Below are 25,166 nucleotides of genomic sequence, written 5' to 3' on the forward strand. Positions count from 1 at the left end.
TCTTGACGTGGGTATTGTCGTCCAGAAGTACGGCGGCTCGTCCGTCGCTGACGCTGCCGGCGTCAAGCGAGTGGCGCAGCGCATCGTCAACGCCAAGAAGCTGGGCCACCAGGTCGTGGTCGTCGTCTCCGCGATGGGCGACACCACCGACGACCTGATCGAGCTGGCCAACGAGGTCTCGCCGCTCCCGCCCGCGCGCGAGCTCGACATGCTGCTCACCGCGGGTGAGCGGATCTCGATGGCTGTGCTCGCGATGGCGATCCAGAACCTCGGCCACGAGGCGCGCTCCTTCACCGGCTCCCAGGCCGGCGTGATCACCGACGCCGAGCACGGCCGAGCCAAGATCATCGATGTCGCGCCGGGCCGCATCGAGACGGCGCTGAGCGAGGGCGCGATCGCCATCGTCGCCGGCTTCCAGGGCGTCTCGCAGACCACCAAGGACATCACCACGCTTGGCCGTGGCGGCTCGGACACCACCGCCGTCGCGCTCGCGGTGGCGCTGCGCGCCGACGTGTGCGAGATCTACTCCGACGTGGACGGGATCTTCACCGCCGACCCGCGGATCGAGCCGCGCGCCCGCAAGATCCCGCGCATCTCCTACGAGGAGACGCTGGAGATGGCTGCGCAGGGCGCCAAGATCCTGCACCTGCGCTGCGTCGAGTACGCGCGCCGCTACGACATGCCCATCCACGTCCGGTCCTCCTTCTCGGAGAAGGAGGGCACCTGGGTGGTCCGGGCCGAGGACGTGACTGCGTCGACTCCTGAGGGGAACCGAACCATGGAAGCTGCCATCATCACCGGCGTCGCGCACGACCGCAGCCAGGCCAAGATCACTGTCGTCGGCGTGCCGGACAAGCCGGGCGAGGCGGCCGCCATCTTCCGTGCCCTGGCCGAGGCGCAGGTCAACATCGACATGATCGTGCAGAACGTGTCGGCGGCCGCGACCGGCCTGACCGACATCTCCTTCACCCTGCCGCGCGGCGAGGGTCAGACCGCCATGACGGCGCTGGCCCGGCTCCAGGCCGACGTGGGCTACGACCGACTGCAGTACGACGACTCCGTCGGCAAGGTCTCGATCGTCGGCGCGGGCATGAGCTCGGCGCCGGGCATCTCGGCGCGCTTCTTCGAGTCGCTCTCCGACGCCGGGGTGAACATCGAGATGATCTCCACCTCGGAGATCCGGGTCTCGGTCGTCGTCTCGGAGTCCCAGGTCCAGGACGCGGTCAACGCCGCCCACGCGGCCTTCGCCCTCGGTACCGACGAGATCGAGGCAGTCGTCTACGGAGGTACCGGCCGATGAGCACCCGTCCCGTCAACATCGGGGTCGTCGGCGCGACCGGCCAGGTCGGTGTCGCCGTACGCCAGATCCTGCTCGACCGGGAGTTCCCGGTCGGCGAGGTGCGCTTCTTCGCCAGCGCCCGGAGCGCGGGCAAGGCGATCCCCTTCGGCGAGCGCGAGATCGTCGTGGAGGACGCGGCGACCGCCGACCCGAGCGGCCTGGACATCGCGATCTTCTCGGCCGGGGCCACCACCTCGCGCGCGCTGGCGCCGAGGTTCGTCGAGGCGGGCGTCATCGTGATCGACAACTCCAGTGCCTTCCGCAAGGACCCGGCGATCCCGCTGGTCGTCTCCGAGGTCAACCCGGAGGCGATGGACGGCGTGATCGAGGCCCGGCGCGGCATCATCGCGAACCCCAACTGCACCACGATGGCAGCGATGCCGGCGCTCAAGGTGCTGCACGACGCGGCCGGTCTCGAGCGGCTCATCGTCTCGACCTACCAGGCCGTCTCCGGCTCCGGCGTGGCCGGCGTCGAGGAGCTGGTCTCGCAGGTGGCGGCGGCCGGCGACAAGGCGCGTGAGCTGGCCTACGACGGCGGGGCGGTCACGATGCCGGAGCCGGAGAAGTACGTCGCCCACATCGCCTACAACGTGATCCCCTACGCAGGCGCGCTGGTCGAGGACGGGCTGAACGAGACCGACGAGGAGCACAAGCTCCGCAACGAGTCCCGCAAGATCCTCTCGATCCCCGAGCTGCGCGTGTCGGGCATCTGCGTGCGGGTTCCGGTCGTCACCGGCCACTCGCTCTCGGTCAACGCCGAGTTCCGCGCCGAGATGACCCCCGAGCGGGCGGTCGAGTTGCTCACGGGTGCGCCCGGCGTCGAGCTGGTCGACGTACCCAACCCGCTCCACGCCGCCGGCAAGGACCCCTCCTACGTGGGCCGGATCCGGCAGGACGAGGGCGTGCCCGGCAACCGCGGGCTGGCACTGTTCATCAGCAACGACAACCTGCGCAAGGGCGCCGCGCTCAACACCGTGCAGCTCGCCGAGATCGTGGCCGCGCGGCTCTGAGGCCGGCGCGGGGCTCAGTCCTCGACGGGGTCGATGTAGGTGACGCTCACCCAGTGCGCCAGCAGGTAGGCGGCGATGGTGAGCAGCGGCACGGCCAGGAGCATCCACCAGGCGTCGTAGTGGTTGTGCAGGAACAGCACCGTCAACACCGCCACCAGGGCGACGGCCAGGAAGCTGTCCCCGACGGGGGAGGTGATGTGGAACGCCCGGAGCAACGCGCCCCCACCCAAGACGGCGACGAGCCCGATCGCGAGCAGCAGCGGGAAGCCGGCCCGGCCGCCGCACGTCGTGGCTCCACGCACGGTCGAGCACAGGTGGAGGGCGCCGTACGTCGCGAGCACCAGGAACGCACCCACGATCAGGCCGGTGATCGCGGTGGCCTGGGTCCCGGAGAGGGTGGGCAGCGTCAGCTTGACCGTCGTTCCCCGGGCTGGTCGAGAGGGTTCGTGCGCCTCGACAGGCTCGGCGGGCGCCTCGGCGGGATCGAAGGACGCCTCGACAGGCTCGGCGGCCGTCGCCGTCGGGGCCTCGTCAGGCTCGGCGGCCGCAGGCGCCTCGACGGGATCGGAGGCCGCGGCGGGCGCCTCGTCGGGCGCGGCGGGCGCAGGCGGCTCGACGACCGGCTGAGCCGGACGAGCCTGCTTCTTGCGTCCGAACAGCTTCGGTGCGGCGAGCTTCGACTCGGACTCGGCGTCTGACCCCATGTGAGCAGTCTCTCATCCGGACTCAGTAGGGCGAGTACATCCCGGCGCGGATCGCCTTCGACCGGACGAACGGGGTCGCCTGGTTGCGCAGCCACGGCCTGCCGAACCACAGATACCCGTCGACCAGCTGGGCAGCGGTGCCGCGCTGCGCCGCGGTCAGGGGCACCGGCGTCGAGGTGACCTTCCACGTCGGCGGAACACCGAGCGCGTTGCAGACGGTAGCCGTCGCCGACTTGCAGGGCGCGGAGTCGTCGAAGAGGCGATGCGGGTGCTTGGCGTAGAACTGGCTGTAGGTGAACGGACGGCCGTTGTCGGCGGTGTCGATGACGAAGTGGCGGTGGATGCCCTGGGCCGCCAGCGCGGACGCGATCGCCGCGCCGTGGTCGACGTCGGCCGACGTCGCGGAGTAGTGAGTGGCGCCCAGCGCGAAGCCGCGGGTGTAGGCGATCCCCGACTTCTGCAGCATCGTCGCCGCTTGAGCGGTGCTGAGCCAGTCGGCGTCGCCGGCGTCGAGGTAGACAGCCGCTCGCGGGTTGTGGGCGGCGAAGGTCTGGGCGGCGTATCGGGTGAGGCCCTGCCGCGCAGCGGCCCCCTTGGTCCGCTGCTTCTTCGGCTGATCGGACCGCTTGGCGGTGAGTGCCAGATCCGGCTCCAGCACGATCGCGACGCGCGAGGAGCCGATCTCGGCCGAGACCCGCCCGATCCAGGAGCGGTACGTCGCCTTCTCCTTCGCGGTCAGCTTGTGCTTCGTGCGGTTCCCCTCGCCCTTGAATCCCCAGATGCCGAAGATCGCGAGCTGCACCAGCACGCTCGGATCCCCGTGCTGCTCCTGCGCGATGTAGGAGGACACAGCGCCGGGCCGGTGGGCGGAGTTGCCGATGGTGAACCACAGCATCCGTGGCTGCAGCGCCGACTTGGCCAGGTAGGTCCGGTCGGTGCCCGTCGCGGCGGCGTAGGCAGGGTAGAGGTTGTCCCAGTAGCCGGTGTTGACCGACCAGCGCCCGCCCGCCAGCGGGTTGGTCGGGTTCTGCGCCAGCGGCGCGCCGCTCATGTCCACGTCGTACGTCGTGAGCTTCTTCGCCCCGATGCCGACGGGGGCCTGCGCGGCTTGGGCGCCGCCGCCGCGGCCGATCACGCCCACCGTGCCGGCGAGCGCGACGGTCAGGACCAGCAGGCCGGTGGCGAGGGCGGAGAGAGGGAGGGCGATGCGATTTCTCACCCCAAGAGGATCGGCGACGGGGCCCGATCAGCTGAGCCGAACGTCTCACATGGCGGGCAGCAGCGGGGCTCTACGCTGGTCCGCATGCACTCCACGATCCGCCGCGTGGCCGTCTTCTGCGGCTCGACACCCGGCCACGACCAGACGCTGCTCCCAGCGGCCTACGACGTGGGTCGCGGCCTGGCCGAGCGCGGTATCGGGCTGGTTTACGGTGCTGGCGGACATGGCTTGATGGGCGCCGTCGCCCAGGGCGCGCTGGACGCCGGCGGCGAGGTGATCGGGGTGATCCCGCGGTCGATGGTCGAGCGGGAGTGGGGCCGTGACGACCTGACCGAGCTGCATGTCGTGGAGACGATGCACGAGCGCAAGGCGCTGATGGCGGAGTGCGCCGACGCGTTCCTGTGCCTGCCCGGCGGCATCGGCACCCTCGAGGAGATCATCGAGGTCTGGAGCTGGCGTCAGATCGGCTTCAACGACGACCCGGTCTGCTTCTACAACCTCCATGGCTTCTGGACGCCCTTGCTTGCGGCCCTGCAGGGGCTGGTCGACGCCGGATTCGTCCGGCAGAGCGCGCTGGACGACGCGGTCGTCGCCGAGACGCTCGACGAGGCTCTCGCCGGGCTCGCGAGCCGGATCGGCGTCGGCTTCGAGGACAAGCTGCGCGGCTGAGTCGGCCGGCCCCCGGCGCGAGCGGGACCGAAATGACGACCGCCGGACCCGCATCTGCCGGTCCGGCGGTTTCCGATGTCCTGAGACATCACAGGGTCGGGGTGACAGGATTTGAACCTGCGGCCTCTTCGTCCCGAACGAAGCGCGCTACCAAGCTGCGCCACACCCCGCATCGCGTCCCGCTTCCGCGTTCGGCAACGAACCGGAGCATAGCGGAGCCGGACAGGTCATCCGTAATCGGGCCGGGGGACGAAGGTCAGCAAGGATGCCTCCGGTCGGCACGCCACCCGGATCCGGGCGTACGGCGAGGTCCCCAGGCCGGCGGAGACATGCAGCCACGAGTCCTGGTGGAAGTGCAGGCCGCGAGCCCGGGTGGGGTCGATGTCGCAGTTCGTGGTCAGCGCCCGCCCGCCGCCGGCGAGCCGGGGCAGGCAGACCTGGCCGCCGTGGGTGTGTCCGGCGAGGATCGCGTCGTACCCGTCCTCGGCGAAGCGATCCAGCACCCGCAGGTACGGCGCGTGGGTGATCCCGAGCCGCAGATCGGCGCTGACCGGTGCCGGTCCGGTGACCCGGTCGAGCCGGTCGTAGCCCAGGTGCGGGTCGTCCACCCCCGCGAAGGCGATGTCCAGGCCGTTGACGCGCACCCGCGCCGTGCGATTGGTCAGGTCGGTCCAGCCGGCGCCGGTGAAGCGGGCGCTGAGGTCGCGCCACGGCAGCTGCGGGACGTCGACGTGCCGCTTGCCGTTGTCGGGCAGCAGGTACCGGAACGGGTTGCGCAACCGCGGTTCGAAGTAGTCGTTGGAGCCGTGCACGAACACGCCTGGCACGTCGAGCAGGCCGCCGAGCGCGTCGATCAGCGGCGGTACCGCGCGCTGGTGGGCGAGGTTGTCGCCGGTGTCGACCACCAGGTCGGGTCGCAGCAGCGCCAGCCCGGCGAGCCAATCCAGCTTGCGCTGCTGGGTCGGGACCAGATGGATGTCGGAGAGATGCAGCACCCGCAGGGGATCCGCCCCCGGCGGCAGCGCCGGCACGGTCAGCTCACGCAGCGTGTACTGCCTCGCCTCCCACGCGGCGTATGCCGTCAGCCCGCCGCCCGCCAGCACCCCCGCTCCGACCAGAGAGCCGAAAACCGAGCGGAGCCGCATGCCTCCACCCTGCCACAATGAACAACATGACCCTCAAGGAGACGATTCGCGCCGACCTCACCACCGCGATGAAGGCGCGCGACGAGGTCCGCTCGAGCACGCTGCGGATGGTTCTCACCGCGATCACCAACGCCGAGGTCGCCGGCAAGCAGGCCCGGGAGCTCTCCGACGACGAGATCATCGGCGTGCTCTCCAGCGAGGCCAAGAAGCGCCGCGAGGCGGCCACCGCCTTCGCCGACGGCGGCCGAGCCGAGCAGGCGGCGAAGGAGACCGCCGAGGCGGCAGTGATCGCCGACTACCTCCCGGCCCAGCTGAGCGCCGAGGAGATCAGCGGCCTGGTCGCGCAGGCGATCGCACAGACGGGCGCCGCCGACGTCAAGGCGATGGGCAAGGTGATGGGCGTGGTGACGCCACAGGTCAAGGGCCGCGCCGACGGCGGCGCCGTCGCCGCGGAGGTACGTCGCCAGCTCGGCGCCTGAGCCAGCCGGCGGGTCAGCGACCCCGGCCGCGCCCCGGCGATCCGTGACCAGCCGGGTTGCCCACGCCGCCCGGGGTGAGCGTCCGGCCGCTCTTCTTGTGCTTCTTGTGCTTCGCCGGGCCGCTGGAGATGTAGAGCATGATCGAGGCGCCGCTCGCGGCCTGGTGGGACGGGTAGCTGTAGGCGACCTTCCCGGCCGAGTAGCTGGAGGTCACCTGGCTGCCGGTAGTGACGGTGAAGCCGGCCGCCTCGAGGGTGCTGGTCGCCTCCGAGACGCTCATCCCGCCGACGGATGGGATCGGCATCTGCACACCCTTCACGACGGTCGGGTCCGGCTTTGTGAAGTCCTCGATCTTGAGGCTGTTCTGGATCGGGTGCATCGCGTCGGCCCACATCGGACCGGCGAAGCCGGAGCCGGTCACCTGGCTGCCGCTCACGTAGTTGCCGGCGATGGTCTGGCCACCGAGCGGGACCGGCTGGCCCTTCTCGTTCGCGCCGGCGATCATCGCGGCGGTGGCGATCTGCGGGGTGTAGCCCATGAACCACACCGACTTGCCGTCCTGGGTGGTGCCGGTCTTGCCGGCGGAAGGGATGGTCTGGCCGTCCTTGGTGAGCTCCGTGTGGCCCAGTTGGTAGCCGAAACCGCCCGGCTCCTGGACGCCGCGCAGGACGTCGTTGACCGCGTCGGCGGTAGTCTCCGGCATCACCTGGTTGCACTCCGGGGAGTAGGTCTTGATCGAGTTGCCCGCCGAGTCGAGGATCTCGCTGACGGGGTGCGGCGTGCAGTACTCGCCGCGGGCGCCGAAGGTGGCGTAGGCGCCGGCCATCTCCAGCGGGCTGACGTTGTCGACGCCGAGAGTGAAGGTCGGGTACCGCTCGACCGACGGGTCGGTGAGCTCGACTCCCATCGACTTGGCCAGGTTGTAGGGATCGCAGACGCCGGTCTTCTGCTCCAACTGCGCGAAGTAGGTGTTCACCGACTCGCGGGTGCCCACGTAGGCGTTCATCGTCCCCTTGAGGATGGTGGAGTTGCCGACGCGCCAGGTGCCCACGAAGGGCGGTGACCCGGGGCAGTTCGCGTAAAGGCTCTGGTTGAACGTCATCGTCGGCTGGTTGCTGAACGTCGTCGTCAGCGGGATGCCCTGCGTGATCGCCGTGGCTAGCACGAACGCCTTGAAGGTTGACCCCGCCTGGAAGCCGGGCGCGTTGCCGACCTCCTGCGGGATCGTGTAGTTGATGTAGGTCTGGCCCTTCTTGGTGTCGGTGCCCATCGGCCGCGACTGCGCGAGGGCGAGAACGTCGCCGGTGCCGGGCTGGACCTCGGCGACCGCCCCGATCGCGTTGTCGGTGGCGTGCACGTGGTTCGCGACAGATGTGGCGGCCGCCTTCTGGTTGCTCATCTCCAGCGTGGTCTTGATCGTCAGGCCACCGGAGGTGAGCAGCTTCTTGCGGGCGTCGACGGTGCTGCCCAGGGCCGAGTCCTGCTCGAGGTAGTTCACGACGTAGTCGCAGAAGAACGCCGCGGTGGAGTTCACGCAGCCGTTCTGCGAGGACTGCACGTTCAGACCGAGCTTCTTCTGCTTGAGCGCATCGGCCTCGTCGCTGCTGATGACGTGCAGCTGCGCCTCGCGGTCGAGGACGACGTTGCGCCGGGCGATGGCGGCGTCGGGGAAGTTGGTCGGGTCGTAGCCGGTCGGGTTCTTCACCAGGCCGGCCAGCAGCGCGCTCTGCTTGACGGTGAGCTGGTTGGAGTTCACGTCGAAGTAGTGCCGCGCGGCCGCCTGGACGCCGTACGCGCCGTCACCGAAGTAGGCCGTGTTGAGGTACCGCTCGAGGATCCAGTCCTTGCTGTGTGCCTGCTCCAGCGCGATCGCGTAGCGCAGCTCCTTGAGCTTGCGCGAGTAGGTGTCGGCCGTCGCGGCCTTCATGGCCGCCTTGTCGCCCGACTCCTCGGCCTGGGTGAGCAGCGTCTGCTTGACCAGCTGCTGGGTGATCGAGGAGCCGCCCTGGACGGTGCCGCTGTTGGCCTGGTTGGTGACGAAGGCGCGCAGCGTGCCCTTCAGATCGATCGCACCGTGCTGGTAGAAGCGGTAGTCCTCGATGGAGACGATCGCCTGCGTCATGTTCCGCGAGATCTGGTCCAGCGGTCGGTAGACGCGGTTCTGGTCGTAGAGCGTGGTGATCAGGTTGCCGTCGGCGTCCAGGATCCGGGTGGTCTGCGGCAGCGTGCCGGTGTCGAAGGCGGCGGGGAGGTCGTCGACGGTCTTGGCGACCTGGCGGGCACCGATGCCGGCGATGCCGGCGAACGGGATCGCGATACCCGCGACCACCACTCCGAGTACGACGGCGAGGACCGCCATCACCCCCAGATGACTGAGGACGCGAGACGGGGGAACCTGCGCAGACATGCGGCTCAGGGTACCCGGGTATTCCTGAACCTGTGCTGATGGCGAGGCCGGGACCCACCCCGGCCGACGGCCCGGGCGAGTAGTCAAATCGGACTACGGCAGGTGAGTCGAACGAGTCTGGGCACGGCGTTCAGGTCCCCTTTAGGTTTACCCCACGGGTAAAAGGCCGGTCGCGTGGTCGTGGGGACACACGCTCCCGGTTCGAATTTCATCTGGGGACACAACATGTGGGTTGAAGACTGGACACCCAAGGCTGCCTGCCGAGTCGAGCAGCCGGACGCACTCTTCGTGCGAGGTGCCGAGCAGAACAAGGCCAAGCAGGTCTGCAGCGGGTGCGCGGTGCGTACCGAATGCCTTGCCGAGGCGCTCGACAATCAGATCGAGTGGGGCGTGTGGGGCGGCATGACCGAGCGGGAGCGTCGGGCGTTGCTGCGCCGCAAGCCGGCCGCATCGTGGCGATCGGTGCTCGAAGCGGCGCGGACCAAGGAGTCCGCGCCCGTCTGAGGGTCGCGGGACGGCGGCGAGGCTGGCCCGGTTCACGCGTCCGCATCAGCGCACGCGAGCAACCGGCCCACCTCGCGCAACCCGTCCAGGTCGTGCACGTCGCCGGCCAGTGCCGGTACGACGACGCTGGCCACCTGTGGGTGTGCGGCGGCGAACCGCTCGCGCAGCGTGCGCTGGCGTGCCACCAGCCGCTCACGGTCCGCGTGGATCCGCAGCAGGCCTGCGGTGACGCTCTCGCTCCCGAGTCTCTCGGTAGCGGCCATGGCCGCGGCGACGGACAGGTCCGTGTGGTCCGACAGCGTCGCGCGGTTGACGACCAGGCCGGCGAGCGGCATCCGGTCGCCCTGGAGCCGCTCGACGAAGTACGCCGCCTCGCGCAGCGCGTCGTCCTCCGGCGCCGCCACGACGAGGAACGCCGTACCTCGGGCCTGGAGCAGCGCGTAGGTCTGCTGCGCCCGCGCGCGGAAGCCACCGAAGACGGTGTCCAGCGCGCTCACGAACGTCTGCAGGTCCTTGAGGAACGCACCTCCCAGCACCTTGCTGAGGGCCCCGGTGACCAGGGAGAACCCGGCAGACATGAGTCGTGCCGGCCCGCGCGCCGGCGCCAGCATCATCCGGATGAAGCGGCCGTCGAGGAAGCTGGAGAGCCGCTCGGGGGCGTCCAGGAAGTCCAGCGCGGAGCGGGACGGCGGCGTGTCGACCACGATCAGGTCGTAGGCCCCGCTCTGCTGCGCGTCGCGGTAGAGCTGGCCCAGCTTCTCCATCGCCATGTACTCCTGGGTCCCGGCGAAGCTGGAGCTCAGCGCGATGTAGAACGGGTTGTGCAGGATCTGCTGCGCCTTCTCGGGGCTGGCCTGGCTGAGCACGACCTCGTCGAAGGTGCGCTTCATGTCGAGCATCATCGCGTCCAGGCTGCCGCTGGCCTCGAGGTCCACCGGGCGCGGTGTGTTGTCCAGCTGCTCGATCCCCATCGACTGCGCCAGCCGACGGGCCGGGTCGATCGTGAGGACGACGACCTTGCGTCCCCGCTCCGCGGCCCGCAGCGCCAGCGCGGCGCTCGTGGTCGTCTTGCCGACGCCGCCGGAGCCGCAGCAGACGATGATCCGGGTCTGCCGGTCGTCGAGAAGGGCGTCGATGTCGAGGTCGTTGTTCATGCCATCCCCTGCCGCTCGAGCGATGCGGCCAGCTGGTAGAGGCCGCCCAGGTCGATCCCGCCGGCCACCCGCTCCAATTCATAGGTCGGCACGCCGAGCCCGTGCACCACGGCGCGCTGGCCGTCCTCCAGTGCCCGGCGCTCCGCGTGCTCGGCGGCCTCGGCCAACAGGCCGTCGAGCAGCTCCTCGGACGGCTGGAGGCCGGCCGAGGCCAGGTCGCTGCCGATCGCGGCCCGGTCCAGTGTGCCGGCCCGGGCCGCCGCCAGCGCCTCCTGCGGGAGGTCCTGCGGGCGGACCTGGTTGACGATGACACCACCGACCGGCAAGCGCGCGGCGTGCAGCTCGGCGATCCCGTCGGCGGTCTCCTGGACGGGCATCTCCTCCAGCAGGGTGACCAGGTGCACGGCGGTCCGGGGCGAGCGGAAGAGGGTCATCATCGTGTCCGCCTGGTTCTTGATCGGCCCGACCTTGGCCAGGCCGGCCACGGATTCCGAGACGTTGAGGAACGCGGTGATCCGACCCGTCGGCGGCGCGTCGAGGACGACCGCGTCGTACTGCCTCGCGCCCTTGTTGCGGCTGTTGCGCTGCACCGCCTCGAACACCTTGCCGGTCAGGAGCACGTCGCGTACGCCGGGCGCCACCGTCGTGGCGAACTCCGTCACGCCGAAGCGGTCGAGCGCACGGCCGGCCGGCCCGAGCTTGTAGTACATCCGCAGGTACTCCAGCAGCGCCGCCTCGGCGTCGATGTGGAGGGCGTAGACGCTGCCCGGCTCTGCGGGCCCGGTGCGCAGGCCGGTCGCGATCCGGGTCTCGGCGTAGGGCAGTGGGTCGACGTCGAACATCCGCGCGACGCCCTGACGGCCCTCGACCTCGCAGAGCAGCACGTTGCGGCCCTCGGCGGCGAGGGCCAGCGCGAGGGCGGCCGCCACCGTCGACTTGCCGGTGCCGCCCTTGCCGGTCAGGACGTGGAGCTGCACGCGGGGCCAGTCGGTCATGGGGGTCAATGTAGCCAGGACTGTCGGTGGGCAAGCGTAGGTTCGGTGCCATGGCACTGGCGACGTACAAGGATCTGAGCATCGACGCCGTCGATGCGGAGCGGGCCGCGCGCTTCTGGGCAGCCGCGCTCGGGCTGGAGGCCAAGGCCTTGGACGACGGCGACCGGATGCTCGCCGGCCCCTCCGAGCGCCATGCGATCTGGGTCAACGAGGTCCCCGAGCCCGTCACCGTCAAGCAGCGGGTCCATCTCGATATCCACGCGGGTTCGGTCGACGACGTGATGGCGTTGGGCGCGAGTGCGGTGGACCTGACCTCCTTCAGATGGAAGGTGCTGCGTGATCCGGAGGGCGGCGAGCTCTGCGTCTTCGAGCGCGAGACCGTGCCGGCCTACCGGCTCTACGAGGTCGTGATCGACGCCCGCGAGCCGGAGCGGATGGCGACCTGGTGGTCCGACGTGCTCGGCGCCCGTGTCGAGCACAAGGAGGGATTCTCCAGCGTGGTCGATATCGCCGGCGCGCCGTTCGAGGCGCTGGTCTTCCAGGTCGTGCCGGAGCCCAAGACAGTGAAGAACCGGATCCACTGGGACGTCACGGTCGAAGCGGTCGGCCTGCTCCTCGGTGACGGTGCCACGGTGCTGCGCCCGCAGGACGACGAGGTTGCCTGGACGGTGCTCGCCGATCCGGAGGGCAACGAGTTCTGCGCGTTCGAGCCGGCCTGATGGCGATCGAGCTGCCGGAGCTGCTGCTGCCCGACGCCGCGGCCTGGCGCGCCTGGCTGGTCGAGCACCACGCCACCTCACCCGGGGTGTGGCTGGTGCTGACCCGCAAGGGCGGCACGACCACCTCGCTGACCTACGACCAGGCGCTGGACGAGGCGCTCTGCTTCGGCTGGATCGACGGCCAAGTACGCCGCCGCGACGACCAGACCACCTTCCAGCGCACCACACCGCGCGGTCCGCGCAGTCGGTGGTCGCTGCGCAACGTCGACCACGTCGAGCGGCTGACCGACGAGGGCCGGATGACCCCGGCCGGGCTGGCGGCCGTCGAGTCGGCCCGCGCCGACGGTCGCTGGGATGCCGCCTACGCCGGACCCGCGTCCGCCGAGACGCCGTCGGATCTGCTGGCGGCGATCGCGACGGTGCCGGCCGCCCAGGCGATGTTCGACGTCCTCACGTCGCAGAACCGCTACGCCCTCTATCACCGGCTGACCGCTATCAAGGGCGACGAGGCCCGGGCTCGGCGGATCGAGGCTTTCGTCGCGATGCTCGCGCGCGGCGAGACGCCGCACCCGCAGAAGCGCCGACCGGTCTAGTCCGGATCGGCGATCGCCTCCGCAGGGAGTCGCGATCTCCTACGGTGTGGCCATGAAGCGCACCATCGCCACTCTGGGTCTCGCGGCGGTGATCCTGCTGAGCACCCCGGTGCTCGCGTTCGCCGACGGAGGCGACGACCTGTGCGGGCAGGACCCGAACTGCTCGGTGGAGCCGGGTAGCTCCTTCGACACCGGGATCGGGATCCCCGCGTGGTTCGTGACCATCGCGCTGCTGATGGTCTGCGTCGGCATCAGCCTCGCCGTCTACCGCGTCTACACCGCACGCGAGCTGGCCCGCAAGGCGGGCCTCGACCAGAACGCCGCCGGCGCCATGGCGCTGCTCGACCAGAGCGGCCTGACCGCCGCCTACCTCGCCTCCAGCATGCGCACTCCGCCGGGTACCGCGGTTCCCGCGCCGACCTCTGCGCCTCGTCCGGCGGCCGAGCGGCTCGCCGAGCTGCAGCAGCTCAAGGAGTCGGGTGCGATCACCGAGGACGAGTACGCCGCGCGGCGGCAGGCGATCATCGACTCCGTCTGAGGCTGGCCCGGCGAGAGGTCGGGTACGGCGGGTCGAGTGGTCGACTCGACCCGCAGAAGGTGACGCCTCGGGGTGGGGCGGGCGTCATGGGGTGACGGCCAGGGCGGCCAGGAAGCGGGCGGCCAGGTCGGTGTCACCGTCGACGACGACGTCCGCACGCGCGGCCGGACGTCGCCCGCCGGCCAGCAGGATGAAGGTCTCCCGGCCCATCCGCAGCGTCACGTCGGGCTCGGTCGGCGGCTCGGGCAGCGACACGCCGCGTCCGGATCCATCGACCGTGATGGCGGTGGGCCGGTGGCCTTCGACGGCGGCGACCAGCGTGGTGCCGGGCGCCGCCTTCAGGCGCTTGCCGAGGACGAAGCCCATGCTCTCCAGCAGATAGTCGGCGCTGTGCCGCGCGCCGGGGGAGTCGAGGTTGCCGGGGTGGCCGGTGGCGCGCCGGATGTCCTGCTCGTGCATCCAGATGTCGAGCGGACGGTTGCGCAACAGGGTCCGGTCGTTCCAGCCGATCAGCCCGAAGATGCCCGGGGCCGGTGCGCCCGGGTCGGTCGGCGGCGTGGCGAGGAGGTCGGCGTGCCGGGCAGCGGTGTAGCGGCGGATCTGCTCGACGACGCTCGCGGGCTCGACGTCGCGACGGGTGATCACTCCGATCTCGGTGAACCGCCCCATCGGGCCGACCACGTGCGCAAGCTCCGGCACCGCGACGCTCTCCTCCGGGGCGCCGCCCAGCACGCCCTCGAGGTGGGCGACGTGCGAGACGACGGCCCGCACGTCCCATCCCGGCAGGTCCGTCGGTCGCGACCAGTCCTCCTGCGGCAGCGCGGAGACGAGCTCGACGAAGTCGCCGACCGAGCGCCACCAGATGTCGACGTACTGCTGCAGTGCCGTCATGACGGCAACCTAGCGTCGATGTCCGGGTCCGTCCCGGACCGGAGCTCCGACGGCGTCAAGGGCGGGGCCGACCGGGGGATGTGGGGGCGGACGCGCCCCGGTCCCCGGAGCAGTAGGGTGCGAGACATGACCCTATGGGAGTACCAGGTGGCGCCGATCCTCAACCACGCCGCGGCGCAGATCCTCAACAACTTCGGCCAGGACGGCTGGGAGCTGGTGACCATCACCGACAACGGCTCGGGCAACCTGGTCGGCTACTTCAAGCGACCGGCCCAGTGACGACCCCGGAGGAGGCGCTGGCCGAGCTGGGCCTCACCGTGCCCCCGGTCGCGTCACCGGTGGCGGTCTACGTCCCGGCCGTGCGCACCGGCGACTACGTCTTCACCTCCGGTCAGCTGCCGATGCGCGACGGCTCCCTGATGGCCACCGGCAAGGTCGGCGGCGAGGTGACTCCGGAGGAGGCGTACGCATGTGCCCGGCAGTGCGCGCTCAACGCGATCGCAGCGGTGAAGGCCGAGATCGGTGACCTCACGAAGGTCAAGCGCGTGGTCAAGGTGGTCGCCTTCGTCGCCTCGACGCCCGACTTCACCGGTCAGCCGGGTGTCGCGAACGGGGCCTCGGAGCTGCTCGGCAAGGCGTTCGGCGATGCCGGCGTGCACGCCCGCTCGGCCGTCGCCGCACCCGTCCTGCCCCTGGACGCTCCCGTCGAGGTCGAGATCCTGGTCGAGGTCGGCTGAGGTGCGGATCCCGCTGCCGCCGGTGGCGCTGCCGCCGGAGGCGGTGCTGACCGCGGCGGAGTACGCCGAGGGGCGCCGTACGCCGGTCGAGCCGCGTGATGCCGCCACCGTCGTGCTCGCGCGCCCGGGCGCGGCCGGCCCGGAGGTGTACCTGCTGAACCGGCAGCGGTCGATGTCGTTCGCCGCAGGCATGGCCGTCTTCCCCGGTGGCGGGGTCGACCCGCGCGACGCCGCCGAGCACACGCCGTGGGCCGGCCCCTCGCCGGCGGACTGGGCCGAGCGGCTCGGCTGCCCCGAGGCGCAGGCCCGTGCGCTGGTCTGCGCGGCGGTCCGCGAGACCTTCGAGGAGTGCGGAGTCCTGCTCGCCGGTCCGTCGGGCTCCGAGGTGGTGGCCGACGTGAGCGGGCCGGACTGGGAGACCGACCGGATCGCCCTCGAGACACGCGCGCTGTCGCTCTCCGAGCTGTTGGAGCGACGCGGACTGGTGGTGCGCTCGGACCTGCTGGGCGCGTGGGCGGGCTGGACCACGCCGATCTTCGAGGCACGCCGTTACCGGACCTGGTTCTTCGTCGCGGAGCTGCCGGAGGGTCACGTGACCCGCGACGTCTCATCGGAGTCGGTTTCGGTGCTCTGGCTGCCCGCGGCCGAGGCGGTCATGGCCGCGGAGGAGGGGACGCTGGCGCTGATGCCGCCGACGTACCTGACCTGCCTGGAGGTCGCGCAGTACGCCGACCCGGCCGCTCTGCTCGCGGAGGCCGCCTCCCGCCGGGTCGAGATGTTCACCCCCACCGTCGAGGGCGAGCGGCTGACGGTCATGCCGCACCACCGGGAGCTGCTGCAGGAGCGGGGGCGCTGGTGAGCTCCTCCGAGTCCGTCGAGGCGTGGGCCGGTGGCTCGTTCGGGGAGCGCGGGGTCTGCGTGCTGGCCGGCAACCCCGGGATCATGACCCTGGACGGCACCAACACGTGGGTGCTGCGCGAGCCGGGCGCGCGGCGATCCGTGGTGGTCGACCCCGGCCCGCTCGACGCCGCCCACCTCGACGCGGTGGCAGCAGCCGCGGGGGAGGTGGGCGCCGTACTGCTCACCCATCACCACGCCGACCACGCCGAGGCGGCGCGCGCCTTCGGCGAACGCGTCGGTGCACCGGTGCGTGCGTTGGACCCGGCCTACCGGCTCGGCTCGGAGGGTCTGGCCGAGGGCGACGTGGTCGAGGTCGACGGATTGGCGGTCCGCGTGGTCGCGACGCCCGGCCACACGGCGGACTCGCTGTCGTTCTGGGTGCCCGCGGAAGCGGCGGTGCTCACGGGCGACACGGTGCTCGGTCGCGGGACGACGGTGGTCGCCCATCCCGACGGAGCGCTGGGCGCCTACCTCGACTCGCTGGACCGCCTCCACGCCCTCGCCGCCGCTCGGGAGGTCTCCTCGATCTGGCCCGGACACGGTCCGGTCATCGGCGATGCGCTGGCCGCGCTGGAGTTCTACATCGCGCACCGGCGCTCCCGGCTGGACCAGGTCGAGGCCGCGCTCGCCGTCCTGCCCTCCGACGTGGCCGCCGAGGAGCTGCCCCGGCGGGTGGTGGAGATCGTGTACGCCGACGTCGACCCGGTGCTGTGGGGTGCCGCGGAGCTGTCCGTGCGGGCGCAGCTGGCTTATCTGCGTCGCTGATAGGGGTGGGGCGGTTTTGACCCCTGGGGGTCAGAACCAAACGTTGAGGGGCAAAGCTTCGGCCGACAACGTTCGGTATTGACCCCTGGGGGTCAAAACCGACGACGAAGCAGCAGCCGCCCAGGCCCCGCACTCAGCGGGCGCGGCGGGCCATCCGCTCGACATCCATGATCACGACCGAGCGCGGCTCGAGCCGGAGCCAGCCGCGCGCGGCGAAGTCGGCGAGCGCCTTGTTGACCGTCTCGCGGGAGGCGCCCACCAGCTGGGCGAGCTCCTCCTGGGTGAGGTCGTGGTGGACGTGCACGCCGTCGTCGGCGGTGCGGCCGAACCGGTCGGCCAGGTCCAGCAGCGCCTTGGCGACGCGGCCGGGCACGTCGGAGAAGACCAGGTCGGCGACCACGTCGTTGGCCTTGCGCAACCGGCCGGCCAGCTGGGCCAGGAGACCGCGCGCGACGACCGGGCGGCCGTCGAGCCACTTGAGCAGGTCCTCGTGGGAGAGCGAGGCGAAGCTGGCATCGGTGACGGCGGTGACGGTGGCGGACCGCGGGCCCGGGTCGAAGAGCGAGAGCTCGCCGAACATCTGGCCGGGGCCCATGATCGCCAGCAGGTTCTCCCGGCCGTCGGAGGAGGTGCGACCGAGCTTCACCTTGCCCTCGAGGACGACGTAGAGCTTGTCGCCCGCGTCGCCCTCGTGGAACAGCACGTCGCCGCGGCGGAGCCTGGTCTCCGACATCGAAGCGTGCAGGGCCGCCATCGACTCGTCGTCGAGTGCGCTGAACAGCGGCGCCTGCCGGAGTACGTCGTTGTCCACGCCAATCTCCTTATCGATCCGCCACGAGCCGATGCGCCTCGTCGCGCATCCTATCGATGGAATCAGTCACATTCTGTGGAAGTATCCTCGGCGAGTAGCCTACCGGTGCGCGCCGGCGTACGGATGAGCGGGCTGTCGGTGGCGCGCCGTACCCTTGCCATCGTGCCAGCAGCGCCGATCCTCCCGCCGCCTCCCACCGCCCTCGTGCGCCGTGCCCGCAAGATCGACCGGATCCTCGCCGAGACCTACCCCGACGCGAAGGCCGAGCTCGACTTCGACAACCCCTTCGAGTGCCTGGTCGTGACCGTGCTGTCCGCCCAGACCACCGACAAGCGGGTCAACGCGGTGCGTCCCACCCTGTTCGCCGCCTATCCGGACGCGAAGGCGATGGCGGCGGCCGATCGGGCCCACCTGGAGCAGATCGTCGGTCCGCTCGGGTTCTTCCGGGCCAAGACCGACAGCCTGCTGCGGCTCTCGGCAGCCCTCGTGGAGGAGTACGGCGGCGAGGTCCCCGCGAAGCTGGAGCAGCTGGTCAAGCTGCCAGGGGTCGGCCGCAAGACCGCCAACGTCGTGCTCGGCAACGCGTTCGGCCTGCCCGGCATCACCGTCGACACGCACTTCGGCCGGCTGGCGCGCCGCTTCGGATGGACCGAGCACACCGACCCGGTCAAGGTGGAGCACGAGGTCGGCGCGCTCTTCCCCAAGCGTGACTGGACGATGCTCTCCCACCATCTGATCTGGCACGGCCGTCGGCGGTGCCACGCGCAGAAGCCGGCCTGCGGCGCCTGCCCGGTCGCCAAGCTGTGCCCGTCGTACGGTGCGGGGCCCACCGACCCGATCGTCGCCGCGACGCTGGTCAGGACCGAGGGGCGCAATTGAGAAGGGTCATCCTGGCCGTCCTCGCGTCGGCGTTGCTGCTCACGGGCTGTGGCGCCAAGGACCTGGTGGTGGCACCCAACCCGTCCGACATCAACGTCGCCACGCCGGATCTGGTCGCGCTCAAGGCCAAGTCGTCGATCCCCGACTGCCCCCGACCGCAGGTTCGCGCAGGTGCCCTGCCCAAGGCCACCGTGAAGTGCCTCGGTGGCGGCACGGACGTGGACCTCTCGACGCTCAAGGGCCCGCTGATCATCAACTTCTGGCAGTCGGCGTGCATCCCGTGCCGCCAGGAGATGCCGGCGCTGGAGGACTTCCACCGTCAGTATCCGCAGGTCGCCATCCTCGGCGTCGACACCACCGACACCCTCCCCGGTGTGGCGATCAAGCAGGCGACCAAGCGCGGCATCACCTATCCGTTGGTGGCCGACCCCGGGGGCGACCTGCAGACGACCAAGCTCCATATCCGCGGGACGCCGGCCTTCTGGATGCTCTCTGCCGACGGCCGGCTGAGCTATCACATCGGCGGCTTGACCTCGGTGGACGAGGTCAAGCAGATGGTCGAGCAGGAGATGGGCGTTCATCTGTGAACCCACCTTCCTGGCTCGACCCGATCGTGCGCGCCCTGGACACGATCGACGGCTCCGACCTGACCGCCTTCCTGCCGCCGGAGGACCACGACGCCCGTCAGTCGGCGGTGCTCATCCTCTTCGGCGAGGGCGAGTCGGGGCCTGATCTGCTGCTCACCGAGCGCGCCCACACGATGCGCTCCCACCCGGGTCAGGTCTCGTTCCCCGGCGGCGGGTTGGACCCGGGTGAGGGGCCGCGCGAGGCGGCGCTCCGGGAGGCGTACGAGGAGACCGGGCTGCTGCCCTCCGGCGTACAGATCCTCGGTGAGCTGCCCGAGCTCTGGCTCCCGCCGTCCAACAACGTGGTGACGCCGGTGGTGGGCTGGTGGCGCGATCCCTCACCGGTCAGCGTGCGCAGCCTGGAGGAGGTGCACGCGGTCTACCGGGTGCCGATCGCCGAGCTGCGCGATCCCACCCACCGGATCCGGGTGCGCTCGCCGCGCAATCCCGCCTGGCTCGGCCCCGGCTTCATGATCGGCCCCGACAAGGACGTCATCCTGTGGGGCTTCACCGGCGGGATCGTGGCCCGGCTCTTCGAGTACGTCGGTTGGCTCGACGACCTTCCCGATGCCCCCGTGGTGGAACTGCCGGAGTACATGCTCCAGGGGAGGACCGGCCGTGAACGCCCTTGACTGGCTCCTGATCGTCGTGCTCCTGGCCTATGCCCTCTCCGGCTACTGGCAGGGCTTCGTCACCGGTGCCTTCGCCACCGCCGGCCTGCTGCTCGGCGGCCTGATCGGGGTGTGGCTGGCGCCGAAGGCACTCGGCAACGCAGATCCGTCCGTCTGGGTCTCGCTCGGCGCGCTGTTCATCGTCATCCTGGCCGCCTCGATCGGCCAGGGCCTTTTCCAGTACGCCGGAGCCCGCGTCCGCGACAAGATCACCTGGCGACCGGTCCGCGTCGTCGACGCACTGGGCGGTGCGCTGCTCTCCGCGGCCGCGGTGCTGCTGGTGGCCTGGGCCCTCGGTGTCGCCGTCACCGGCACCCGGATCGACGGCCTGACCAATCTCGTGCGCAGCTCGGCGGTGCTCAGCCGCGTCAACGGCGTCCTGCCACAGCAGGCCAGCAAGAGCCTGCAGACCTTCAACAACGTCGTCGGGACCAGCTTCTTCCCGCGCTACCTGGAGCCGTTCGCACCGGAGCGGATCGTCAAGGTCGGCCCCGGGCCGACCAAGTTGCGTGCGGACCCGGACGTGGTCAAGGCCGGGGCGAGCGTCCTGAAGGTGCGCGGTGCCAGCTCCTGCGGTCGAGGGGTGGAGGGCAGCGGCTTCCTGATCGCTCCGGGCTACCTGATGACCAACGCGCACGTCGTCGCCGGGGTGGCGCACCCGACGGTGCTCGTCGGCGGCACCGCGGAGGACGCCACCGTGGTGTCCTACAACCCGTCGCTGGACATCGCGGTGCTGCGCTTCGACAGCGGTGATCTGCCCGCGCTCTCCTTCGACGACGGCCTGCAGGCCAAGGCAGGGGTGGCGATCCTCGGCTATCCGCAGGACGGACCCTTCGACCTGGAGGCGGGTCGCGTGCGCGCCGAGCAGCGGTTGCGCTCGCCCAACATCTACGGCAGCGGCACCGTCATCCGCGAGGTGTACTCGTTGCGCGGCCTGATCCGGCCCGGCAACTCCGGCGGCCCGATCGTCGATGCCGACGGCAAGGTGGCGGGTGTGGTCTTCGCGGCCTCGGTCAGCGACCCGGACACGGGGTATGCGCTCACCGCGAGCCAGGTGAAGTCGACCGCCACCGCCTCGGTCGGGCTCACCGACCCGGTCTCCACGGGCGGCTGCGCCAGCTGAGGCCGCGCGGGCCGGAACCCTGCAACCCGCGACGCCCCGCGAACTGTCACCGTGACACGTTGCGGCTCCGGTGACACAAGCGAACTGTCGCCCACCCCGCGAACTGTCACCGTGACAGTTCGCGGGCGCCCCTCACTTGCCCTTGAGCGCCCGCGGAATCTGCTTGCCCTGTGCGATCGCCCGCTCGGGCGCCTTGACCTTCTTGACGCTCTTGACCCCGAGGAACGCGAGCAGGCCGGCGAGCAGGACGTAGAGCCCGAAGACGATCAGGAACGCCCAGTGCAGCGAGAGCCCCTTGCCGTTCCAGTTGATGAAGTACGCCAGGGCGACCGAGAACATGATGATCGCGAGCACGAGGATGAAGCCGGCGGCGGCGAACAGGCCGATGCCGACGCCGCCCGCGGTGAGGCTGACCTTGAGCTCGGACTTGGCCAGCGCGATCTCCTTGGAGATCAGCGTGGAGATGTCGCGACTGGCGTCGGCGACCAATCGGCCGATGGTGGGCTCGTCGGTTGCTGCCTTCACGGGTTCGGTGGCCATGCGCTTCCTTCGGGCTCGGTGCGGTCTGACGCCTGCTCGTCTGATTGCTCTGCTGACCCTATACGGCGGTAGACGCGGTTGCGGGCCCGCAGCACGATGCTGGCGAGCACCGCGGCGGTCAGCGATCCGATCAGTACCCCGACCTTGACGTGATCAGCCTGCGCGGAGCGGCCGAACGCCAGCTCGCCGATCAGCAGCGAGACGGTGAAGCCGATCCCGCCCAGCATCGCCATCCCGATCACGTCGACCCACGCGAGCTCGTCGTCCAGCCGAGCGGAGGTGAACCTCGCCAGCAGCCACGTCGCCAGGGCGATCCCGACGCACTTGCCCACGACCAGGCCCAGCAGCACGCCGAGGGTGACGGGGTCGCGCAACGCCGAGGTCACCCCGTGCCAGCCCCCGACGGCGACACCGGAGGCGAAGAACGCGAAGACGGGTACGGCGATGCCCGCGCTGAGGGGCCGGTTGACGTGCTCGAGGTGCTCCGCCAATCCCTTGCCGGGACGGCCGTCCCGGCGGCGGACCGGCACGGTGAAGGCCAGCAGCACCCCGGCGACGGTGGGGTGGATGCCGCTGGCGTGGACGCAGACCCAGGTCGCGGCTGCGAGCGGCACCAGCAGGAAGTCGCTCCAGATCCGCTGTTGCACCAGGGCGCCGAAGGCGACCAGCGGCACGAGCGCTGCCAGCAGCCAACCCAGGTGCAGCGAGGAGCTGTAGAAGAGCGCTATCACCACGATCGCGAGCAGGTCGTCGACCACTGCGAGCGTGAGGAGGAACGTCCGCAGCCCGCTCGGCAGGTGGGTCGAGATCGCCGCCAGCACCGCCACCGCGAAGGCGATGTCGGTCGCCGTCGGGATCGCCCAGCCGACCGGAGCGCCGTCGCGATGCACGAGGTTGATCGCGACGTAGATCAGCGCCGGCGCGATCATCCCGCCCACGGCGGCCACCACCGGCAGCGCTGCTCGCCGCGGGTCGCGCAGGTCCCCGGCGACGAACTCGCGCTTCAGCTCCAACCCGGCCACGAAGAAGAAGATCGCCAGCAGCCCGTCGCCGGCCCATTCGTTGAGGGTCAGGTGGAGATCGAGCCGGTGTGGCCCGACGGCGAGGTCGTGCAGCCGGAAGTAGGAGTCCTGCCACGGGGTGTTCGCCCAGACGAGGGCGATCGTCGCCGCGGCGATCAGGAGCAGGCCGCCGGTGGACTCGGCCCGCAGGATCTCAGCCGCTCGGGACGACTCCAGGAAGCTCCCGCGGGCGAAGAGGTTGCGGGATCGGACTGCGGGCAACGGGACTCCTCGGGGCGTACGGCGACGGACCGCCGACCAGACTTCCCGGCACACCGAGGTCCACCCTACCGGCGGGATGAGACAGTGGAGCAGTGATCGTCGTCGTCCTCGTCGTAGCGGGGCTGATCGCGTTCGGCCTGATCGTCCGAGCCGGCACGCGCATGGTGCAGCACCCGGACGGGAGCGGCGGGGGTGTCGCGCACGCCCTGGGTCCGTTGGTGGAGATCTTCGATCCGGCTCGTGCTCGGGCCGATCAGGAGCTCGAGTCACGCCGGCACCAGGGCAGCGTGAGCCCGACCCCCGAGGGCGACGAGCCGCCTGTGCGGGTCGATCTGAAGCGCGGGACCGTCCGGATCCGCCGCCCCTAGGCGATCAGCGGCCGCGACGCAGCAGCGGCAGTCCGGTGTAGACGATCACCCACAGGGGCCAGAACAGCCCTGGTGCTGCGAAGCGCCACAGCAGCACGCAGCCGATCGAGGGCACCAGGAAGCCGGGCAGGCCGCGCCGCCACGACGTGACGGACCGGTCGGCCGCCGGCTTCTCAGAGGGGCCGGCGTCCTGCTCCGGCACCAGGTCGATCATCAGCGCGCGCAGGTCGCCGAGGGTCCGGGACTGCCACAGCTCCGTCACTCGCTGGTCGTGCTCGAACGGCGCGAGGCGGCCATCGGCGTACGCGCTGTTGAGCAGGCTCTGTACGACGTGACGGTCCGCATCGCTGGCGCGCATCCGGGCGAGCCCGTCCCGGCGCGGGTCGTGACTCAACTGCTCCCATGCGCTCATGCGGTCCCCGGGGCCGGGAGCTGGTCGGGGGAGGTGAGCGGCGTGAACGACTGGGGACAGGTGTCGCCGGCACACGAACGGTAGCGCTGGGCGAGGGCCTTCAGCCGGTGCAGGATCTCCTGGTCCCGGGCGTCGTGGGTGTGCGCCGCCAGGTTGTCGAGCTCGTAGGGGTCGGAGCTTCGGTCGAAGAGCTCGTCGCCGCCGCGGAGCCGGGCGTAGGTCCAGGCGCCCGCCCGGATGCCCCAGTAGAGCCGCTTGGATCCGTCGGCGATCTTCCACGCCTCGATGGGGACGACGCGCAGCTGGGCGGGCCGGTCCAGCCACTGCATCATGTCGACGCCGTCGAGGGGTCGCGTCGCCACCGCGCCGGCGACGGCGAGGATGGTGGCAGCGATGTCCGGGTTGGTGATCGGGGTGCGCGTGGTGGTCCCTCGTGGCACGCCCGGCCCGCGCATCAGCACGGGGATGCTGATGATCGGGTCGTAGTGCCACAGCTTGCCGTTGATGTTGCTGCCGCCGACGGTGTAGCCGTTGTCGGAGGTGAAGACGATCAGGGTGTCGGCGAGCTGCCCGGTCCGCCGCAGGGTCGCGACGTCGTGGCCGATCGCCCGGTCCAGGCTGAGCACCGTCTCGAGCCGGCGCTCGTAGACCAGCCGCAGCGCCCGCTTCTGCCGGGCGTCGAAGCGCTTGTGCCGGGGCGATCCCGCCGGCAGGTCGGCGGTGTCCTCGGGGAACATGTCCGGTGTCGTGGGCAGGCGGACGCCGCGCAGCGTGTTGCGGTCCCGAGCGGCCGGCACGGTCACCTTGAACGCGGCATCCGTGCCTGCGTAGAGCTTGACCGGGTCGTCGGGGCCGGCCGGGCCGCCGACGTGGGGTGCGACGTAGTTCAGCCACTCGAACCACGGTTTCCCGGTGCGCTTGCGGGTCGTGGCGGCGCCGCGGATCATCGCGTCCGACTGCCGGGTCATCACGTCGGTGGTGTAGCCGCTCTCGCGGCGCAGCACACCGTTGATGTTCAGCTTGGGGTCGGTGAAGCGATACGTCGAGGGGTCGACCGTCGCGCGCCACTGGTTCCAGCCGACCGGCTGCGCCATGCCGGTGCCGTCCTTGCCGTAGCCGTTGAGGTACTTGCCGGCGAACATCGTCTGGTAGCCCGCCTCCTGCAGCGCCGTGGCGATCGTGGCGTTCGGGTCGAAGGCCCGATAGCCGCCGTATGGCCCGGAGATGGAGCGGGCGCCGTGGTTGTGCGCGTACTGACCGGTCAGCAGGCTCGCTCGCGCCGGCACGCACAGCGGCGTGGGCGCGATGCCGTCGGTGAACGTGACGCCCTCGTCGGCCAGCAGCCGACGGGTGTTCGGCATGAAGGCCAGATCCCCCACGGCGAGGTCGTCGGCTGTCACGAGCAGGATGTTGGGGCGCGTGGTGGCGGCTGCCGGCCGCGGCTTGCGGGGAAGGTGGCCGAAGAGTCCACTTACTGCCAGCGCACCGACCGCCAGCGTCGCCAACGTCGCGCGTCCTCGCACCCTGCCCCCGATACTCGTATAAGCAAACCGAATTACTAGAGTATCAGTCGATTAGCGCGAGCTCGTAGCACGCCGAGACGTCACCTTTGGGGGGTCGAGTGGTCACTTCTCGCGGAGCGGTGACGCCTCGACCCGCGGAAAGTGACGCCTCGACCCGCGGAA

The 25,166-nt window shown here is 70.7% G+C and carries 29 protein-coding genes and 1 tRNA gene; 17 read left to right on the forward strand and 13 right to left on the reverse strand.

Annotation, left to right across the window (positions count from 1 at the left end; translation table 11 throughout):
- The first annotated feature begins 7 nt into the window (after positions 1–7).
- Positions 8–1,300 carry an aspartate kinase gene (locus P5P86_RS02865; protein ID WP_280609772.1) on the forward strand — a complete coding sequence of 431 codons (1,293 nt, stop codon included), beginning with the start codon at positions 8–10 and terminating at the stop codon, positions 1,298–1,300.
- Positions 1,297–2,349, forward strand: coding sequence for an aspartate-semialdehyde dehydrogenase (locus P5P86_RS02870; RefSeq protein ID WP_280609773.1), 1,053 nt, complete (start codon positions 1,297–1,299; stop codon positions 2,347–2,349). Before P5P86_RS02865 ends, P5P86_RS02870 begins: the two co-directional genes overlap by 4 nt.
- Positions 2,350–2,363: 14 nt before the next feature.
- On the opposite strand, the gene P5P86_RS02875 is transcribed toward P5P86_RS02870, so the two are convergent.
- Both P5P86_RS02875 and P5P86_RS02880 read right to left on the reverse strand, forming a co-directional pair.
- Complete coding sequence (locus tag P5P86_RS02875; protein WP_280609774.1) at positions 2,364–3,053, reverse strand: hypothetical protein; 690 nt, start codon at positions 3,051–3,053, stop codon at positions 2,364–2,366.
- A 22-nt stretch (positions 3,054–3,075) separates the two neighbouring features.
- On the reverse strand, positions 3,076–4,272 hold the full coding sequence (locus tag P5P86_RS02880; protein WP_280609775.1) for a glycoside hydrolase family 6 protein: 1,197 nt from the start codon (positions 4,270–4,272) through the stop codon (positions 3,076–3,078).
- A gap of 84 nt (positions 4,273–4,356) precedes the next feature.
- Here P5P86_RS02880 and P5P86_RS02885 point away from each other — a divergent pair, with 84 nt between their 5' ends.
- The gene (locus tag P5P86_RS02885) at positions 4,357–4,941 is read left to right on the forward strand and encodes an LOG family protein (protein ID WP_280609776.1); all 585 of its coding nucleotides are present in this window, start codon (positions 4,357–4,359) and stop codon (positions 4,939–4,941) included.
- A gap of 96 nt (positions 4,942–5,037) precedes the next feature.
- On the opposite strand, the gene P5P86_RS02890 is transcribed toward P5P86_RS02885, so the two are convergent.
- Positions 5,038–5,111: transfer RNA gene (locus P5P86_RS02890), tRNA-Pro, on the reverse strand.
- A gap of 57 nt (positions 5,112–5,168) precedes the next feature.
- The gene (locus P5P86_RS02895; protein ID WP_280609777.1) at positions 5,169–6,086 is read right to left on the reverse strand and encodes a metallophosphoesterase; all 918 of its coding nucleotides are present in this window, start codon (positions 6,084–6,086) and stop codon (positions 5,169–5,171) included.
- Between the two features lie 17 nt (positions 6,087–6,103).
- Between P5P86_RS02895 and P5P86_RS02900 the strand changes: the two genes are divergently transcribed.
- A complete protein-coding gene (locus P5P86_RS02900) occupies positions 6,104–6,565 on the forward strand; it encodes a GatB/YqeY domain-containing protein (RefSeq protein ID WP_280609778.1) in 462 nt (153 codons plus the stop codon).
- A 13-nt stretch (positions 6,566–6,578) separates the two neighbouring features.
- On the opposite strand, the gene P5P86_RS02905 is transcribed toward P5P86_RS02900, so the two are convergent.
- The gene (locus tag P5P86_RS02905) at positions 6,579–8,972 is read right to left on the reverse strand and encodes a transglycosylase domain-containing protein (RefSeq protein ID WP_280609779.1); all 2,394 of its coding nucleotides are present in this window, start codon (positions 8,970–8,972) and stop codon (positions 6,579–6,581) included.
- A gap of 225 nt (positions 8,973–9,197) precedes the next feature.
- Between P5P86_RS02905 and P5P86_RS02910 the strand changes: the two genes are divergently transcribed.
- On the forward strand, positions 9,198–9,476 hold the full coding sequence (locus tag P5P86_RS02910; RefSeq protein WP_280611203.1) for a WhiB family transcriptional regulator: 279 nt from the start codon (positions 9,198–9,200) through the stop codon (positions 9,474–9,476).
- 32 nt (positions 9,477–9,508) lie between these two features.
- Here the strand turns inward: P5P86_RS02910 and bagB are convergent, their stop codons facing one another.
- Entirely contained in the window at positions 9,509–10,630 is a 1,122-nt protein-coding gene (gene bagB, locus P5P86_RS02915) for an ArsA family ATPase (protein ID WP_280609780.1), read from the reverse strand.
- The gene (gene bagA / locus P5P86_RS02920) at positions 10,627–11,625 is read right to left on the reverse strand and encodes an ATPase BagA (protein WP_280609781.1); all 999 of its coding nucleotides are present in this window, start codon (positions 11,623–11,625) and stop codon (positions 10,627–10,629) included. The genes bagB and bagA overlap by 4 nt, the downstream gene beginning before the upstream one ends.
- Positions 11,626–11,675: 50 nt before the next feature.
- On the opposite strand from bagA, the gene P5P86_RS02925 reads away from it, so the two are divergent.
- Genes P5P86_RS02925 through P5P86_RS02935 form a run of 3 tightly spaced genes read left to right on the forward strand, consistent with a single transcriptional unit; the run spans position 11,676 to position 13,475 of the window.
- A complete protein-coding gene (locus tag P5P86_RS02925) occupies positions 11,676–12,344 on the forward strand; it encodes a VOC family protein (protein WP_280609782.1) in 669 nt (222 codons plus the stop codon).
- Positions 12,344–12,937 (forward strand): YdeI/OmpD-associated family protein, encoded by a 594-nt coding sequence (locus P5P86_RS02930; protein ID WP_280609783.1) that lies wholly within the window; start codon positions 12,344–12,346, stop codon positions 12,935–12,937. Before P5P86_RS02925 ends, P5P86_RS02930 begins: the two co-directional genes overlap by 1 nt.
- Positions 12,938–12,989: 52 nt before the next feature.
- Entirely contained in the window at positions 12,990–13,475 is a 486-nt protein-coding gene (locus P5P86_RS02935) for an SHOCT domain-containing protein (protein WP_280609784.1), read from the forward strand.
- Between the two features lie 84 nt (positions 13,476–13,559).
- Here the strand turns inward: P5P86_RS02935 and P5P86_RS02940 are convergent, their stop codons facing one another.
- Entirely contained in the window at positions 13,560–14,366 is an 807-nt protein-coding gene (locus P5P86_RS02940) for a maleylpyruvate isomerase family mycothiol-dependent enzyme (RefSeq protein WP_280609785.1), read from the reverse strand.
- A 126-nt stretch (positions 14,367–14,492) separates the two neighbouring features.
- Between P5P86_RS02940 and sp36 the strand changes: the two genes are divergently transcribed.
- From sp36 to P5P86_RS02960, 4 genes are read left to right on the forward strand one after another with little or no spacing between them, the layout of a single operon-like run.
- Positions 14,493–14,645: a Sp36 family protein gene (sp36, locus tag P5P86_RS02945; RefSeq protein ID WP_280609786.1), complete on the forward strand. Its 153-nt coding sequence runs from the start codon at positions 14,493–14,495 to the stop codon at positions 14,643–14,645.
- Positions 14,642–15,103 (forward strand): RidA family protein, encoded by a 462-nt coding sequence (locus P5P86_RS02950; RefSeq protein ID WP_280609787.1) that lies wholly within the window; start codon positions 14,642–14,644, stop codon positions 15,101–15,103. Before sp36 ends, P5P86_RS02950 begins: the two co-directional genes overlap by 4 nt.
- Position 15,104: 1 nt before the next feature.
- Positions 15,105–15,962 (forward strand): NUDIX hydrolase, encoded by an 858-nt coding sequence (locus P5P86_RS02955; protein WP_280609788.1) that lies wholly within the window; start codon positions 15,105–15,107, stop codon positions 15,960–15,962.
- Positions 15,959–16,768, forward strand: coding sequence for an MBL fold metallo-hydrolase (locus P5P86_RS02960; protein WP_280609789.1), 810 nt, complete (start codon positions 15,959–15,961; stop codon positions 16,766–16,768). Before P5P86_RS02955 ends, P5P86_RS02960 begins: the two co-directional genes overlap by 4 nt.
- A gap of 133 nt (positions 16,769–16,901) precedes the next feature.
- Here the strand turns inward: P5P86_RS02960 and P5P86_RS02965 are convergent, their stop codons facing one another.
- Positions 16,902–17,579: a Crp/Fnr family transcriptional regulator gene (locus tag P5P86_RS02965; RefSeq protein WP_280609790.1), complete on the reverse strand. Its 678-nt coding sequence runs from the start codon at positions 17,577–17,579 to the stop codon at positions 16,902–16,904.
- Positions 17,580–17,702: 123 nt separating this feature from the next.
- Between P5P86_RS02965 and nth the strand changes: the two genes are divergently transcribed.
- The 4 genes from nth to P5P86_RS02985 are packed head-to-tail and all read left to right on the forward strand — an operon-like array spanning position 17,703 to position 20,878.
- The gene (gene nth / locus P5P86_RS02970) at positions 17,703–18,458 is read left to right on the forward strand and encodes an endonuclease III (protein WP_280611204.1); all 756 of its coding nucleotides are present in this window, start codon (positions 17,703–17,705) and stop codon (positions 18,456–18,458) included.
- Entirely contained in the window at positions 18,455–19,045 is a 591-nt protein-coding gene (locus P5P86_RS02975; RefSeq protein ID WP_280609791.1) for a TlpA family protein disulfide reductase, read from the forward strand. Before nth ends, P5P86_RS02975 begins: the two co-directional genes overlap by 4 nt.
- Positions 19,042–19,716: an NUDIX hydrolase gene (locus tag P5P86_RS02980; protein ID WP_280609792.1), complete on the forward strand. Its 675-nt coding sequence runs from the start codon at positions 19,042–19,044 to the stop codon at positions 19,714–19,716. The genes P5P86_RS02975 and P5P86_RS02980 overlap by 4 nt, the downstream gene beginning before the upstream one ends.
- Positions 19,703–20,878 (forward strand): MarP family serine protease, encoded by a 1,176-nt coding sequence (locus P5P86_RS02985; protein WP_280609793.1) that lies wholly within the window; start codon positions 19,703–19,705, stop codon positions 20,876–20,878. Before P5P86_RS02980 ends, P5P86_RS02985 begins: the two co-directional genes overlap by 14 nt.
- Positions 20,879–21,010: 132 nt before the next feature.
- On the opposite strand, the gene P5P86_RS02990 is transcribed toward P5P86_RS02985, so the two are convergent.
- The gene (locus P5P86_RS02990) at positions 21,011–21,418 is read right to left on the reverse strand and encodes a phage holin family protein (protein WP_280609794.1); all 408 of its coding nucleotides are present in this window, start codon (positions 21,416–21,418) and stop codon (positions 21,011–21,013) included.
- Positions 21,400–22,701, reverse strand: coding sequence for a Na+/H+ antiporter NhaA (gene nhaA / locus P5P86_RS02995; RefSeq protein WP_280609795.1), 1,302 nt, complete (start codon positions 22,699–22,701; stop codon positions 21,400–21,402). Before nhaA ends, P5P86_RS02990 begins: the two co-directional genes overlap by 19 nt.
- 92 nt (positions 22,702–22,793) lie before the next feature.
- Here nhaA and P5P86_RS03000 point away from each other — a divergent pair, with 92 nt between their 5' ends.
- The gene (locus P5P86_RS03000) at positions 22,794–23,069 is read left to right on the forward strand and encodes a hypothetical protein (protein ID WP_280609796.1); all 276 of its coding nucleotides are present in this window, start codon (positions 22,794–22,796) and stop codon (positions 23,067–23,069) included.
- Between the two features lie 4 nt (positions 23,070–23,073).
- On the opposite strand, the gene P5P86_RS03005 is transcribed toward P5P86_RS03000, so the two are convergent.
- Entirely contained in the window at positions 23,074–23,481 is a 408-nt protein-coding gene (locus P5P86_RS03005; protein WP_280609797.1) for a DUF1707 SHOCT-like domain-containing protein, read from the reverse strand.
- Entirely contained in the window at positions 23,478–25,004 is a 1,527-nt protein-coding gene (locus P5P86_RS03010) for a sulfatase family protein (protein WP_280609798.1), read from the reverse strand. The genes P5P86_RS03005 and P5P86_RS03010 overlap by 4 nt, the downstream gene beginning before the upstream one ends.
- Between the last annotated feature and the right edge of the window lie 162 nt (positions 25,005–25,166).

This window comes from Nocardioides sp. BP30 (assembly GCF_029873215.1).
In the GTDB taxonomy this organism is placed as follows: domain Bacteria; phylum Actinomycetota; class Actinomycetes; order Propionibacteriales; family Nocardioidaceae; genus Nocardioides.